A 13146-nucleotide genomic window follows, 5' to 3' on the forward strand; every position below is an offset into this window, starting at 1 on the left:
CGCTATTCCCCGTGAATATCATGCATGATGCGTGGAATAGCCTCACTATAGATGCCTGATTCATTGCATGTCATCAGGCATCGACTCGATTACACCTCTTCGGCGGCAGGCAGCGGCCAACCTCCCAGCCGTTTCCAGCGGTTGACGATTTCACAAAACAGCACAGCGGTGCGTTCGGTATCGTACAGCGCGGAGTGTGCCTGAGTGCTGTCAAACTCCATGCCAGCGGTCTGGCAGGCTTTTGATAATACGGTTTGTCCGAGCGCCAGCCCGGCCAGTGCAGCAGTGTCAAAAGTGGCGAAAGGGTGGAACGGGTTACGTTTCAGTGAGGCGCGTTCTGCGGCGGCCATCATAAAGCTGTGGTCGAAATTGGCGTTGTGCGCCACCATAATGGCACGGTTACAGCCGCTCGCTTTAATGCCTTTACGTACAACTTTGAAAATCTCATGCAGTGCCTCGTATTCACTGACCGCGCCACGATCGGGATCGTTCGGGTCAATGCCGTTGAAGGCGAGGGCTTCTGGTTGCAAATTAGCGCCGACAAACGGCTCGACGTGGAAATGTAATGTGGTGTCCGGCATCAGCCAGCCTTGTTCATCCATTTTCAGGGTGATGGCGGCAATCTCAAGCAGCGCATCGGTTTTGGCGTTAAATCCGGCTGTTTCAACATCGATCACAACAGGATAAAAACCACGAAAACGGTCGCACAGACCGGTAAGTTGAGCGTTATCGGACATCTGATTCTCTTAATACGGATAAATTGCAGCGCGCATTATGACAAATATTACTTGCCGATGCAGTAAAGATGCGGGCGTGATGAGTGCACGCCCGGCAGGAGATTAGTTGCCCAGACCGCGACCGGCGTCTTTCTCTTCGATCAATTCAATTTTATAACCGTCCGGATCTTCCACAAATGCGATAACCGTAGTACCGCCTTTTACCGGACCGGCTTCACGGGTCACGTTACCGCCGTTCTGACGGATTTTTTCGCACGCTTCAGCGGCGTTATCAACGCTAAGGGCGATGTGACCATAAGCGGTGCCGAGTTCGTATTTATCCACGCCCCAGTTATAGGTCAGCTCAATCACCGCTTCTTCGGTTTCCGGGCCGTAGCCAACAAACGCCAGTGAGTATTTATATTCCGGGTTTTCGCTGGTACGCAGCAGTTTCATGCCCAGCACGTTGGTATAAAAATCGATGGAGCGTTGCAGATCGCCAACGCGCAGCATGGTGTGAAGAAGACGCATCTTTATATCCTCAAAATGGCTAACAGATTCAAAATGTTGTTTTAGTATAGCGGCGGCTTTGCGCCGCTCGCAATGTTAGATCACAGCGTAGGGTAATCGGTATAACCTTCTGCGCCGCCGCCGTAGAAACTTTCGGCACGCTGTGGGTTAAGTTCGGCTTTGCGCTGCAGGCGAGCGACCAGATCCGGATTCGCAATCCAGTCGCGACCAAATGCCACCGCATCAATTAACCCTTTGCCGATCAGCGTTTCCGCTTTTTCTACCGTATATGCACCAGCCCCGATAATCGGGCCGTGGAAACGGGCGCGTACTTTTTCGCGGAAAGCCTCGGTATATGGTTTGCCGCCTGCCCAGTCAGGTTCGGACATATGCAGATAAGCAATGCCGCGTTTGCCCAGTTGTTCAATCAGATACAGTGCATCGGCTTCTTCATTCGGGCCGTTATCCGTATTCTGGAAAGTACCGATTGGCGAAACGCGAATGCCAATGCGATCGGCACCCCATTCTTCAATCCCGGCATCAACAACTTCCAGTACCAGACGAGCGCGATTTTCCACGCTACCGCCGTACTGATCGGTACGATGGTTTGAAGAAGGCGACAGGAACTGATGCAGTAAATAACCGTGAGCAGAGTGAAGCTCTACCAGATCAAAACCGGCTTCACGCGCGTTAGCAATGGCCTGACGGAAATCATTGACGATCCCCGGAATCTCTTTCAGCTCCAGTGCACGCGGCATAGATGTCTCGACGCGGATCGCCTGACCATTTTCATCGCGCAGAGAAGTACGCGTTCCCGCACTAAGTGCCGAAGGTGCTACCGGAGCCTGGCCGCCAGGTTGCAGGCTGGCGTGAGAAATGCGCCCCGTATGCCAAAGCTGTACGGCGATATGACCATTTTCAGCATGAACACCAGCGGTGATTTTTTTCCATGCCGCGATTTGCTCCGGGCTATGAATACCAGGTGCGCCCGCATACCCTTTTGCCTGAGCGGAAACTTGAGTGGCTTCGCTAATAATCAAGCCGGCACTGGCACGTTGGCGATAGTATTCCGCCATCAACGGAGTAGGGATGTCACCCGGCTCAATGCTGCGCAGACGTGTCAGAGGGGCCATAAAAATACGGTTTGCCGCCGTGATCGCGCCCACTTGCAGTGGGGAATACAGTTTTTCAGATGACATAAAGGCTCCCGGTCGTCTGGTGATGAAAAAATGCCTGCTAAACGGCAGGCGTCGCAATAATGGTTTTTACATGTGTTAGCGCGTTTTCCAGCGGCCCGGAACTGCGCAAAATTTTGGCCTGCAGATTGGCGCCCAGCCACAGCGCGTAAAGTACTTGCGCTTGTTGTAGCGGTTCACCACAAAAGGTTAAACAGTGGCTGGCACGGCCATTTTCCAGTGCCTGAGAGAGCAGGGCGATCACGCCACGAGCGCCTTTATCCATCGCGCTGCGCATATCTTCTGACAGATCGCACACTTCGGCAGAGAGCTTTACTGTCAGGCATCCGCTGATAGTTCCATGCTGGCTAAACTGGTTAAGTGTCTGCTGGTAATAAGCCAGTATGCGGTCGCGGTAGTTACCTTCGCCGGATTGCAGCAACTCCGCTAGTCGCAGGTGATACGCCGCGTAATGACGCTCAAGCATGGCAACGCCAAACGCTTCTTTAGAGCGAAAGTAGTGATAGAACGACCCTTTCGGCACTTCAGCGATTTTCAGTAACTCGCTTAATCCCATCCCGGTGAATCCACGTTGCAGGCAAAGCTGCTCACCCGTAGCCAGGAGGTGTTCGCGAGTATCATGTTCGGTGTGTTTGTTCATGTATTCGAGTGTAGTAGACCGGTCGGTCTAGTGCAAGTAAAGTTGCTACTTTGGGCATTAACAGCTTCAATAGTGGTAATAATCTTATCTTAGGAGGGCGAAGTGGCGGAGCAATTAGAGTTCTTTCCCGTCCAGAGCCCGTGCCGGGGAATTTGCCAGTCCGATGAACGCGGATTTTGCCGTGGCTGTTATCGTAGCCGGGATGAGCGTTTTAACTGGAATAAAATGAGCGATGGCGAAAAACAAGAAGTGTTGCGCCTTTGTCGGCAACGACTTATGCGTAAATTACGCGCGAATAAGCCAGCGCCATCAGACGAACCTGAGCAACCATCACTCTTTTGAGCCTAATCTTGCGTATACTCCTCTCATATCTGATAAGAGGAAGCGATTATGGTTCAGCGTATTACTATTGCGCCGCAAGGCCCGGAGTTTTCCCGTTTTGTGATGGGCTACTGGCGATTGATGGACTGGAATATGTCCGCCCGCCAGTTAGTCAGTTTTATTGAAGAGCATCTGGATCTCGGCGTGACTACTGTGGATCACGCTGATATTTATGGTGGCTATCAGTGCGAAGCGGCGTTTGGCGAGGCGTTGAAACTGGCGCCTCACCTGCGTGAACGGATGGAAATCGTCAGTAAATGCGGTATCGCGACGACCGCGCGTGAAGAAAACGTCATTGGTCATTACATCACTGACCGCGACCACATCATTAAGAGCGCCGAACAGTCGCTGATTAATCTTGCGACCGATCATCTGGATCTGCTGCTGATCCATCGCCCCGACCCGCTAATGGATGCCGATGAAGTGGCAGATGCGTTTAAACATTTGCATCAGAGCGGAAAAGTACGCCATTTTGGCGTCTCCAACTTCACGCCTGCGCAATTTGCGCTGTTGCAATCGCGCTTGCCGTTTACCCTTGCCACTAATCAGGTGGAAATATCCCCGGTGCATCAGCCGTTACTGCTGGATGGCACGCTCGACCAACTGCAACAACTGCGTATTCGCCCGATGGCCTGGTCTTGTCTTGGCGGTGGTCGTCTGTTTAATGATGATTATTTCAGGCCGCTACGTGATGAACTTGCTGTGGTGGCGGAAGAATTAAACGCGGGCTCTATCGAGCAGGTGGTTTATGCCTGGATATTGCGTCTGCCATCGCAGCCGCTGCCGATTATCGGCTCCGGTAAAATTGAGCGCGTGCGGGCTGCTGTCGAAGCGGAAACATTGAAAATGACCCGCCAACAATGGTTCCGTATCCGTAAAGCGGCACTGGGTTACGACGTACCGTAAACACTTTTAGGAATAGCCGCCGTTCAAATATGTGTCACTGGTTTACACTTAACGGGTATGCACATTGAACGGAGGTCCTATGAAACGTTTTAGTCTGGCCATTCTGGCGCTGGTTGTTGCAACCGGCGCACAAGCTGCCAGTGAAAAAGTCGAGATGAACCTCGTCACGTCGCAAGGGGTTGGGCAGTCAATCGGTAGTGTAACAATTACTGAAACCGATAAAGGTCTGGAGTTTTCACCCGATCTGAAAGCATTACCACCCGGTGAGCATGGCTTCCATATTCATGCCAAAGGAAGCTGCCAGCCAGCAATGAAAGATGGCAAAGCCAGCGCCGCAGAATCCGCAGGCGGGCATCTTGATCCACAAAATACTGGTAAGCATGAAGGGCCAGAAGGTGCAGGACACTTAGGCGATCTGCCGGCACTGGTGGTTAACAATGACGGTAAAGCAACCGATGCCGTCATCGCGCCTCGTCTGAAATCACTTGATGAAATCAAAGACAAGGCGCTGATGATCCACGTTGGCGGCGATAATATGTCCGATCAACCAAAACTGCTGGGCGGTGGCGGTGAACGCTATGCCTGTGGTGTCATTAAGTAATTAAGAGGTCAGCGTACCTTGCGGCGGCGCTTGCTCAAGTTGCGAAAGCGAGCAGTACAGACGCCAGACAATCGCCGCCAGCTCACGGGCTGCGGGTTGATGATGGTGGGCAAGGCTGTCGCATATCCGCTGTAATTCTTCAAGTGTGGCCGCCAGTGATTTTTGCTGAACGCCACGCTCATTCATTACTTCCCGCAACAGAAAAATACAGTTATCCCGCACTCGCGATAACGGATCGGAACGCGATTCCCAGTCCCGCAATTGCCAGACAACATGTGAACAGTTCAGCAGCACCACGCCCCAGCGTAATAACCAACGGCGAGCCAGTGCATCCTGGCTGTTGCTCAACTGACTAACGTGGTGATAAGTGAGCGATTCAAATTCGCTTTCACTCAGGGTTGGATGGCGGCTTAGTTGGTCGACAAAATCCCGGCGCAGTGCGCGAATATGACGACGACTTTTACGGGCATCAGATCCAGGTCGCAGAATGGCGAACGCTAACCACGCCAGTGCCACGCCAACAATTTTCGCCAGATTATCGTTAAGAAAGTCAGCAAAATCATACACCGGGGGATTAGTGACAGCGATGAACGAACCCATAAATACGATCAGTTGTCCCCACAACGCGGCAAATTTTGGCATCTGTAATTTGAGAAGTTGCATCGTCGTCAGCAGCGGGAAGAGAAACAGCAAAAATTGCCACAGGTCGCTAATCTGAACCATCAGACCAAACTTAACCACAAAGCTAAATAGCGAAAGTAATACCAGCGTGCGCATAAGTAGCGACAGTGACTTAAACGGTGCCGCGACGGCGGAGTAGAGTACGCAGCTAATTGCTGCCAGTGTTAATGCATTGGCACCGGCATCCCATTGCGAGGTAATACTCCATGCGCCAATTATCATCAACGTACAAAATGTGCGCAGTCCACTCCACATAGCTTCGGCGTTATCGGTATGACGTGCCAGGCCGGCTGTTCGTGGGAGTCTGGCACGATCATCTGTACCGCTTTGCAGACGATGTAGTTCCTGACTGCTTTGCAGATAAAGGCGGCAAAAATAGCGTAGTCGCTGCCAGAAGGCGACGTGCCGATAGTCGGCTAAGTTGGTTGGGCGCAGTGGGGCAATGATACGTGCGACGGTGTAAAAATCAGTTTGCGAACTGGCAAGCGCCGTCAGCAACTGTTCGAGAATTTCACGTGTGGCGGCGGGCGTTGATGACCAGTTGAGCAACATACGTCGCAGGCTGGAGATGACGCTGGTCATGCGTAATTGCTGGTGGAGTAGCGCATTCAGGCGTGCATTTTGCTGGCGGAAGCGATAGTGACTCCAGAACGCCTGAATGCGCAGCAAATTCATGGTTAATATTTGCCCAATAATCCCTTCATGTGCTGTGCGAATGGCATCGGTTGTTTCAGGCTGCCAGAGCAAGCTGGCATGTTCCAGTAAACGGGCATGCATGTTTTTCAACGCGGTTAAAAGCGCAGTGGCGTCGGAGCTACTCGGCAGGATCATCATCATCATGCCACCGCAGAGAATACCGACGATGACTTCGCAAACGCGTGCCTGAGCGATATCCCATAACTGGCTTGCTTCCGTGATATTGACCATCGGAAAGGCGATAATGGCCGCAGTGTAGCCCGCCAGTTGGAAGGCATACGCCACGTTATTCGTGAAGTGCGCGCAAGCCCAGGTACAAAAGCCAAGCCACGCCGACATGCTCAATAGAAAAAACCACGGCTCGTTAAGCGTATGCCCGGCAAGAATCAGTGCCGCGATGGCTCCCAGCAAACTACCAGCGATGCGTCCGAGACTTTTGCTGATGACACCGCCAACGGTGGGAAAGCTTACCACCGCAGCCGAGGTCATCGCCCAGTAGGGTTCATCGAGATTTAAATAATAGGCAACCGTCAGCGCCAGGCACATGGCAATGGTATTGCGTAACGCATAACGCCATTGCGCCAGCGAGGCCCTGCACCAGGGCAAATTGCGCAAGGACCATAACGATGCGTTCATTATTGACCTACGGCGATGCTACATGTTGTACCGGATACCAGCGTGACATCGCTGGGAACATTATCCAGAGCAAAGCGGACGGGAACGCGTTGGGCGAGACGCACCCAGGGGACGTTAGGTTTCACATCCGGAATCAGGCTGGAATCACTTTCAATGCTCTGATCATAAATCGCCCGACCGATACTGGAAACGTGACCCTGTAACGTTTTGTTGTCGCTATAGAGCGTAATTTGTGCTGGTGCACCGTCGTGGATATGGCGCAATTTGGTTTCTTCAAAATAACCAATGACGTAAAACGAATGGCTATCCACCAGGGCAAACAGGGGTTTTCCGGTGTCGGCGTAGTCGCCGATGCGGGTAGTGAGATTAGTTACCCATCCACTCACCGGAGCGCGAATTTCCGTTTGCGCCAGTTGCCATTGTGCCTGTTCAAGCGTCGCCTGTGCGGCATCAACACTGGCCTGCATCGCTTTAACATTGAGGTTAGCGGTATCCAGCTCTTCGGCAGAGATAAAATTATGTGAGAGATGACGGCGACGATTAGCTTCGTTATTGGCTTTGGCGAGGTCAGATTGCGCTTTCGTTAACTGAGCCTGGGCGTTCAGTTCGGCTATCTGGAAGGGCGTTTTATCGATGGTGAGTAAAATATCACCAGCATTAACCAACTGGTTGTCTTTTATATTCATCGCAACAATACGTCCAGACACCTGAGGCGTGATAGAAACCTGTTCTGCGCGTATTTTTCCGTCGCGTGTCCACGGTGACTGCATGTAATAGTTCCATAGCCACCATCCGGCAAGAATCGCAACAACCGCTACAATAATTGTTGAGAAATACTTAATTGTTTTAATTGACATAGTTACCACGCAATCAGTATTGCCAGAGCAAGGCAAACGCAAATCGCAAACAGCGATAAATCCATTAACAAGGGATGCCAGATGTCACCGGCGTAGATCCAGCCGCGAAGCAGGCGGTGTATAACAAGCCAGAGGACAAATCCAAGCGCGAACGCTTTGAAAAACGGAGGAAAATAGACGGACGCACCGAACACCAGATCTTGTAAGGGCAATCCCGTTGCATTAAGCATAAACTTCACAAAATAGATTCCTTTACGACCGAATATATTGCGTTAGATTAATAAATATTCTTTAAGTGCGAAAAAGTTACGCGCAATTTCTGAAAAGCATGTCTGACGGTAAGCAAATGCAGCAATACATTTGTTTTAGCAATACAATTGCTGCACACTATTCTAAAAGCTGTATAATATCTTAGCAAGCTAATTATAAGGAGATGAAATTGGAATCGCCACTAGGTTCTGATCTGGCACGGTTGGTGCGCATATGGCGTGCTCTGATAGACCATCGCCTGAAACCGCTGGAGTTAACGCAAACCCATTGGGTAACGTTGCACAATATCCATCAGTTACCTCCAGACCAGTCGCAAATTCAACTGGCAAAAGCGATCGGCATTGAGCAGCCTTCACTGGTTCGTACGCTGGACCAACTGGAAGAAAAAGGGTTAATTTCGCGTCAAACTTGCGCCAGCGATCGTCGGGCTAAACGTATTAAACTGACGGAAAAAGCGGAGCCGCTGATTAGCGAAATGGAAGCGGTTATTAACAAAACCCGGGCGGAAATATTGCATGGAATTTCCGCAGAGGAAGTAGAACAGTTGATTAAGCTCATTGCAAAACTTGAGCATAATATTACTGAGCTGCAGGCCAAAGGGTGAAATGAAGAAGGCGTGTGGTCAGTGACCTGACCACACGTCAACTTATTTAGCGCGGAGAGACAGTCACCTGGCTACCGTTGCTGGCCAGGATAACACGTTGTCCCGGAGAGAAGTGGGTATTGCCCTGTTTCTGTACCACCATAATGGTGTTGCCATCATCTTTACGAATTTCCAACTCCACACCCTGAGTTTTGTTCATTGCGCTCTGCACGCCCTGACCCGCTACGCCACCTGCGATAGCGCCTGCCGCAGTTGCCAGAGAACGCCCAGTTCCGCCACCAACGGTATTCCCAAGGAAGCCACCGAGAACCGCACCGCCAATTGCGCCGATAACGTTGGAATCATCACCGCCCTGAATTTGTACCTGTCGTACATTAACGATTGTGCCATAGCTGACATTCTGCACTTGCTTCGCTTCAGAGGCGGTATAGACATCGCCAGAAAGGGTATCGTTATTAACACAACCGACAAGAGACAGACCTACCATTGATACAACCAGTACGCGCTTAATCATTGAAAAATCTCCTGATTACCATGAAACGCCTCACAAGCATCCCTCATGGCCAAAGTAAATGGCATTGGTATAACTATGATTACATGTTCCACTAAAACATGATGGAATCATAATTAGAATACGGTTAACCAAGTATAAACAAAACATTCATAGTAATTATTGATATGAATATAATGTTTTCCTGGTAATGGTAAAAATCGGCGCTCATGCATGGAATTCGTGAGAGGTTTGTGTTTGAGTGGAGCGCAAACGACAGGTTGAAAAAGGATGAACTATGAAATCAGGCCGCTTTATTGGCGTAATGTCAGGTACTAGCCTGGATGGTGTCGATGTTGTACTGGCGACTATCGATGAACACAGGGTGGCGCAGTTGGCAAGTTTGAGCTGGCCGATTCCCCCATCACTTAAACAAGCAGTACTGGATATTTGTCAGGGGCAGCAGCTTACGCTTTCTCAGTTCGGTCAACTGGATACTCAACTTGGTCGTTTGTTTGCCGATGCCGTTAACGCACTGCTCAAGCAAGAAAATTTGCAGCCAAAAGATATCGTCGCCATCGGGTGTCACGGACAGACTGTCTGGCACGAACCTACTGGCGTTGCACCGCATACTCTACAGATTGGTGATAACAATCAAATTGTGGCGCGCACTGGAATTACTGTCGTTGGTGATTTTCGCCGTCGCGATATCGCCTTAGGTGGTCAGGGTGCGCCGCTGGTGCCAGCGTTTCATCACGCATTGCTGGCTCATCCGACAGAGCGGCGAATGGTTCTCAACATTGGTGGTATCGCCAATTTGTCGTTGTTGATTCCAGGGCAGCCGGTGGGGGGATACGATACCGGTCCAGGTAACATGTTGATGGATGCGTGGATCTGGCGTCAGGCCGGGAAACCTTACGATAAAGACGCTGAGTGGGCGCGAGCGGGTAAAGTTATTTTGCCACTGTTGCAGAATATGCTTAGTGATGCGTATTTTTCCCAATCCGCGCCGAAAAGCACCGGACGCGAATACTTTAACTACGGTTGGCTGGAACGGCATTTGCGCCATTTCCCGGGTGTTGATGCGCGCGATGTCCAGGCGACGCTGGCGGAACTTACTGCCGTGACCATTTCTGAACAGGTATTATTGAGTGGCGGCTGCGATCGTTTGATGGTCTGTGGTGGCGGAAGCCGTAATCCATTGGTGATGACGCGACTTGCTGCCTTGCTGCCAGGAACCGAAGTGACCACCACTGACGCCGTCGGCATTAGTGGTGATGACATGGAAGCATTGGCCTTCGCGTGGCTTGCCTGGCGGACGCTGGCGGGGCTACCCGGCAACCTGCCTTCGGTCACCGGCGCAAGCGAGGCGACGGTGCTGGGCGCAATTTTCCCTGCAAACCCGCGATATCAGAGTTAACTGAATTTTTCCTACTGCGTCTGCCGTTACACTTGGAAGTTGAGGAGAGCGTTTTGCTCTCCGGACCAGGAAAGTCTTCGGGATGTGTTTATGAAAAAACTGTTACTGATCTGTTTGCCGGTGCTTCTCACTGGCTGTGGCGCGTTTAATCAACTGGTTGAACGTATGCAAACTGATACGCTGGAATACCAGTGTGATGAAAAACCGTTGACGGTAAAACTGAATAATCCGCGTCAGGAAGTCAGTTTTGTCTACGACAATCAATTAATTCACCTTAAACAGGGAATTTCAGCCTCTGGCGCACGTTATACCGATGGCATTTATGTTTTCTGGTCAAAAGGTGATGAGGCAACGGTCTATAAGCGTGACCGCATCGTCTTGAATAACTGTCAGTTACAAAATCCGCAGCGTTGAGATTTTTCCAGGGGCGGCGCACAATAGCGTCACCCACTGACAATCCGTAAAGAAAACCATGTCTGATAACGACGAATTGCAGCAAATCGCGCATCTGCGCCGTGAATACACCAAAGGCGGTTTACGCCGCCGCGATCTTCCCGCCGATCCTTTAACCCTTTTTGAACGCTGGCTCTCCCAGGCCTGTGAAGCCAAGCTGGTTGACCCCACCGCGATGGTCGTCGCAACCGTTGATGAACATGGTCAGCCTTATCAGCGCATCGTGTTACTCAAACATTACGACGAAAAAGGAATGGTGTTTTACACCAATCTCGGCAGTCGCAAAGCGCATCAAATCGAAAATAACCCGCGCGTTAGCCTGCTTTTCCCGTGGCATACTCTTGAGCGCCAGGTAATGGTGACCGGTAAAGCGGAGCGTCTTTCGACTCTCGAAGTGATGAAATATTTTCATAGTCGTCCGCGCGATAGCCAGATTGGCGCGTGGGTATCTAAGCAGTCCAGCCGTATCTCTGCGCGAGGGATCCTTGAGAGCAAATTTCTTGAGCTGAAGCAGAAGTTTCAGCAGGGCGATGTCCCTTTACCGAGTTTCTGGGGCGGTTTCCGCGTAAGTCTTGAGCAGGTTGAGTTCTGGCAGGGCGGTGAGCATCGTCTGCATGACCGCTTTTTGTACCAGCGTGAAAATGAGGCGTGGAAAATCGATCGTCTCGCACCCTGAAAAGATGCAAAAATCTTGCTTTAATCGCTGGCACTCCTGATTCCGGCACTTTATTCTATGTCTCTTTCGCATCTGGCGAAAAGTCGTGTACCGGCAAAGGTGCAGTCGTTATATACATGGAGATTTTGATGGCAAGCAGTAACTTGATTAAACAATTGCAAGAGCGGGGGCTGGTGGCCCAGGTGACGGACGAAGAAGCGTTAGCAGAGCGACTGGCGCAAGGCCCGATCGCGCTCTATTGCGGCTTCGACCCTACCGCTGACAGCTTGCATTTGGGGCATCTTGTTCCATTGTTATGCCTGAAACGCTTCCAGCAGGCGGGCCACAAGCCGGTTGCGCTGGTAGGCGGCGCGACAGGTCTGATTGGCGACCCAAGCTTCAAAGCTGCCGAGCGTAAGCTGAACACCGAAGAAACTGTTCAGGAGTGGGTGGACAAAATCCGCAAGCAGGTTGCCCCGTTCCTCGATTTCGACTGTGGAGAAAACTCTGCTATCGCCGCGAACAACTATGACTGGTTCGGCAATATGAATGTGCTGACTTTCCTGCGCGATATCGGTAAGCACTTCTCCGTTAACCAGATGATCAACAAAGAAGCGGTTAAGCAGCGTCTCAACCGTGAAGATCAGGGTATTTCGTTCACCGAGTTTTCTTACAACCTGTTGCAGGGCTATGACTTTGCCTGTCTGAATAAACAGTATGGTGTTACGTTGCAGATTGGCGGTTCTGACCAGTGGGGTAACATCACCTCTGGTATCGATCTGACCCGTCGCCTGCATCAGAATCAGGTGTTTGGCCTGACCGTTCCGCTGATCACCAAGGCTGACGGCACCAAATTTGGTAAAACTGAAGGCGGCGCAGTATGGCTGGATCCGAAGAAGACCAGTCCGTACAAGTTCTACCAGTTCTGGATCAACACCGCTGATGCCGACGTTTACCGCTTCCTGAAGTTCTTCACTTTCATGAGCATTGAAGAGATCAACGCCCTGGAAGAAGAAGATAAAAACAGCGGCAAAGCACCGCGCGCCCAGTATGTGCTGGCGGAGCAGGTGACGCGTCTGGTTCACGGTGAAGAAGGTTTGCAAGCCGCGAAACGTATTACCGAATGTCTGTTCAGCGGTTCCTTGAGTGCGCTTAGCGAAGCGGACTTTGAACAGCTGGCGCAGGACGGCGTACCGATGGTTGAGATGGAAAAAGGCGCTGATCTGATGCAGGCGCTGGTCGATTCTGAACTGCAACCGTCCCGTGGTCAGGCGCGTAAAACTATCGCCTCCAATGCCATCACCATTAACGGTGAAAAACAGTCCGATCCTGAATACTTCTTTAAAGAAGAAGATCGCCTGTTTGGTCGTTATACCTTACTGCGTCGCGGCAAAAAGAATTACTGTCTGATTTGCTGGAAATAATGCACTAAGT

16 protein-coding genes are annotated in these 13146 nt (G+C 51.1%); 8 read left to right on the forward strand and 8 right to left on the reverse strand.

The annotated features are described in order from the left end of the window. Window positions 1–89 precede the first annotated feature (89 nt). The 4 genes from rnt to nemR all read right to left on the reverse strand — a co-directional run bounded on the left by rnt (window position 90) and on the right by nemR (window position 3062). The gene (gene rnt / locus A7Z06_RS09075) at window positions 90–737 is read right to left on the reverse strand and encodes a ribonuclease T (RefSeq protein ID WP_001282285.1); all 648 of its coding nucleotides are present in this window, start codon (window positions 735–737) and stop codon (window positions 90–92) included. Window positions 738–839: 102 nt separating this feature from the next. Beyond that, window positions 840–1247 carry a lactoylglutathione lyase gene (gene gloA, locus A7Z06_RS09080; RefSeq protein WP_001237802.1) on the reverse strand — a complete coding sequence of 136 codons (408 nt, stop codon included), beginning with the start codon at window positions 1245–1247 and terminating at the stop codon, window positions 840–842. An 80-nt stretch (window positions 1248–1327) separates the two neighbouring features. Beyond that, a complete protein-coding gene (nemA, locus tag A7Z06_RS09085) occupies window positions 1328–2425 on the reverse strand; it encodes an N-ethylmaleimide reductase (protein WP_000093630.1) in 1098 nt (365 codons plus the stop codon). 37 nt (window positions 2426–2462) lie between these two features. Continuing rightward, the gene (gene nemR, locus A7Z06_RS09090; protein ID WP_001032924.1) at window positions 2463–3062 is read right to left on the reverse strand and encodes a DNA-binding transcriptional regulator NemR; all 600 of its coding nucleotides are present in this window, start codon (window positions 3060–3062) and stop codon (window positions 2463–2465) included. A 102-nt stretch (window positions 3063–3164) separates the two neighbouring features. Here nemR and A7Z06_RS09095 point away from each other — a divergent pair, with 102 nt between their 5' ends. From A7Z06_RS09095 to sodC, 3 genes are all read left to right on the forward strand, one after another. After that, window positions 3165–3404, forward strand: coding sequence for a DUF1289 domain-containing protein (locus A7Z06_RS09095; protein WP_032225257.1), 240 nt, complete (start codon window positions 3165–3167; stop codon window positions 3402–3404). Window positions 3405–3452: 48 nt separating this feature from the next. Then, the gene (locus A7Z06_RS09100) at window positions 3453–4349 is read left to right on the forward strand and encodes an aldo/keto reductase (protein ID WP_000250650.1); all 897 of its coding nucleotides are present in this window, start codon (window positions 3453–3455) and stop codon (window positions 4347–4349) included. Window positions 4350–4428: 79 nt separating this feature from the next. Then, a complete protein-coding gene (gene sodC / locus A7Z06_RS09105; RefSeq protein ID WP_000819796.1) occupies window positions 4429–4950 on the forward strand; it encodes a superoxide dismutase [Cu-Zn] SodC in 522 nt (173 codons plus the stop codon). Here the strand turns inward: sodC and A7Z06_RS09110 are convergent, their stop codons facing one another. Genes A7Z06_RS09110 through A7Z06_RS09120 form a run of 3 tightly spaced genes read right to left on the reverse strand, consistent with a single transcriptional unit; the run spans window position 4951 to window position 8059 of the window. After that, window positions 4951–6963: an FUSC family protein gene (locus A7Z06_RS09110; protein ID WP_000994243.1), complete on the reverse strand. Its 2013-nt coding sequence runs from the start codon at window positions 6961–6963 to the stop codon at window positions 4951–4953. Next, window positions 6963–7820 carry an efflux RND transporter periplasmic adaptor subunit gene (locus tag A7Z06_RS09115; RefSeq protein ID WP_010346022.1) on the reverse strand — a complete coding sequence of 286 codons (858 nt, stop codon included), beginning with the start codon at window positions 7818–7820 and terminating at the stop codon, window positions 6963–6965. The genes A7Z06_RS09110 and A7Z06_RS09115 overlap by 1 nt, the downstream gene beginning before the upstream one ends. A 2-nt stretch (window positions 7821–7822) precedes the next feature. Next, a complete protein-coding gene (locus tag A7Z06_RS09120; protein WP_000671001.1) occupies window positions 7823–8059 on the reverse strand; it encodes a DUF1656 domain-containing protein in 237 nt (78 codons plus the stop codon). Between the two features lie 200 nt (window positions 8060–8259). Here A7Z06_RS09120 and slyA point away from each other — a divergent pair, with 200 nt between their 5' ends. Next, window positions 8260–8694 (forward strand): transcriptional regulator SlyA, encoded by a 435-nt coding sequence (gene slyA / locus A7Z06_RS09125; RefSeq protein ID WP_016158207.1) that lies wholly within the window; start codon window positions 8260–8262, stop codon window positions 8692–8694. 46 nt (window positions 8695–8740) lie between these two features. Here the strand turns inward: slyA and slyB are convergent, their stop codons facing one another. Next, complete coding sequence (gene slyB, locus A7Z06_RS09130) at window positions 8741–9208, reverse strand: outer membrane lipoprotein SlyB (protein WP_000597203.1); 468 nt, start codon at window positions 9206–9208, stop codon at window positions 8741–8743. A 274-nt stretch (window positions 9209–9482) separates the two neighbouring features. On the opposite strand from slyB, the gene anmK reads away from it, so the two are divergent. The 4 genes from anmK (at window position 9483) to tyrS (ending at window position 13136) form a co-directional block, all read left to right on the forward strand. Beyond that, window positions 9483–10604, forward strand: a complete 1122-nt coding sequence (gene anmK, locus A7Z06_RS09135; protein ID WP_000835034.1) for an anhydro-N-acetylmuramic acid kinase — start codon at window positions 9483–9485, stop codon at window positions 10602–10604. A 90-nt stretch (window positions 10605–10694) separates the two neighbouring features. After that, window positions 10695–11018 (forward strand): C-type lysozyme inhibitor, encoded by a 324-nt coding sequence (gene mliC / locus A7Z06_RS09140; protein WP_000734947.1) that lies wholly within the window; start codon window positions 10695–10697, stop codon window positions 11016–11018. A gap of 58 nt (window positions 11019–11076) precedes the next feature. Beyond that, the gene (gene pdxH, locus A7Z06_RS09145; RefSeq protein WP_001282324.1) at window positions 11077–11733 is read left to right on the forward strand and encodes a pyridoxamine 5'-phosphate oxidase; all 657 of its coding nucleotides are present in this window, start codon (window positions 11077–11079) and stop codon (window positions 11731–11733) included. 128 nt (window positions 11734–11861) lie between these two features. Further along, window positions 11862–13136, forward strand: a complete 1275-nt coding sequence (tyrS, locus tag A7Z06_RS09150; protein ID WP_001516333.1) for a tyrosine--tRNA ligase — start codon at window positions 11862–11864, stop codon at window positions 13134–13136. Window positions 13137–13146: the final 10 nt, after the last annotated feature.

Source organism: Escherichia sp. MOD1-EC6819, assembly GCF_002965765.1.
In the GTDB taxonomy this organism is placed as follows: domain Bacteria; phylum Pseudomonadota; class Gammaproteobacteria; order Enterobacterales; family Enterobacteriaceae; genus Escherichia; species Escherichia ruysiae.

What these genes read in the sequence shown, in the direction of transcription:
- rnt (WP_001282285.1), bottom strand. Translation starts at nt 737, where the DNA reads ATGTCCGATAACGCTCAACTTACCGGTCTGTGCGACCGTTTTCGTGGT.
- gloA (WP_001237802.1), bottom strand. Translation starts at nt 1,247, where the DNA reads ATGCGTCTTCTTCACACCATGCTGCGCGTTGGCGATCTGCAACGCTCC.
- nemA (WP_000093630.1), bottom strand. Translation starts at nt 2,425, where the DNA reads ATGTCATCTGAAAAACTGTATTCCCCACTGCAAGTGGGCGCGATCACG.
- nemR (WP_001032924.1), bottom strand. Translation starts at nt 3,062, where the DNA reads ATGAACAAACACACCGAACATGATACTCGCGAACACCTCCTGGCTACG.
- A7Z06_RS09100 (WP_000250650.1), top strand. Translation starts at nt 3,453, where the DNA reads ATGGTTCAGCGTATTACTATTGCGCCGCAAGGCCCGGAGTTTTCCCGT.
- sodC (WP_000819796.1), top strand. Translation starts at nt 4,429, where the DNA reads ATGAAACGTTTTAGTCTGGCCATTCTGGCGCTGGTTGTTGCAACCGGC.
- A7Z06_RS09110 (WP_000994243.1), bottom strand. Translation starts at nt 6,963, where the DNA reads ATGAACGCATCGTTATGGTCCTTGCGCAATTTGCCCTGGTGCAGGGCC.
- A7Z06_RS09115 (WP_010346022.1), bottom strand. Translation starts at nt 7,820, where the DNA reads ATGTCAATTAAAACAATTAAGTATTTCTCAACAATTATTGTAGCGGTT.
- slyB (WP_000597203.1), bottom strand. Translation starts at nt 9,208, where the DNA reads ATGATTAAGCGCGTACTGGTTGTATCAATGGTAGGTCTGTCTCTTGTC.
- anmK (WP_000835034.1), top strand. Translation starts at nt 9,483, where the DNA reads ATGAAATCAGGCCGCTTTATTGGCGTAATGTCAGGTACTAGCCTGGAT.
- mliC (WP_000734947.1), top strand. Translation starts at nt 10,695, where the DNA reads ATGAAAAAACTGTTACTGATCTGTTTGCCGGTGCTTCTCACTGGCTGT.
- pdxH (WP_001282324.1), top strand. Translation starts at nt 11,077, where the DNA reads ATGTCTGATAACGACGAATTGCAGCAAATCGCGCATCTGCGCCGTGAA.
- tyrS (WP_001516333.1), top strand. Translation starts at nt 11,862, where the DNA reads ATGGCAAGCAGTAACTTGATTAAACAATTGCAAGAGCGGGGGCTGGTG.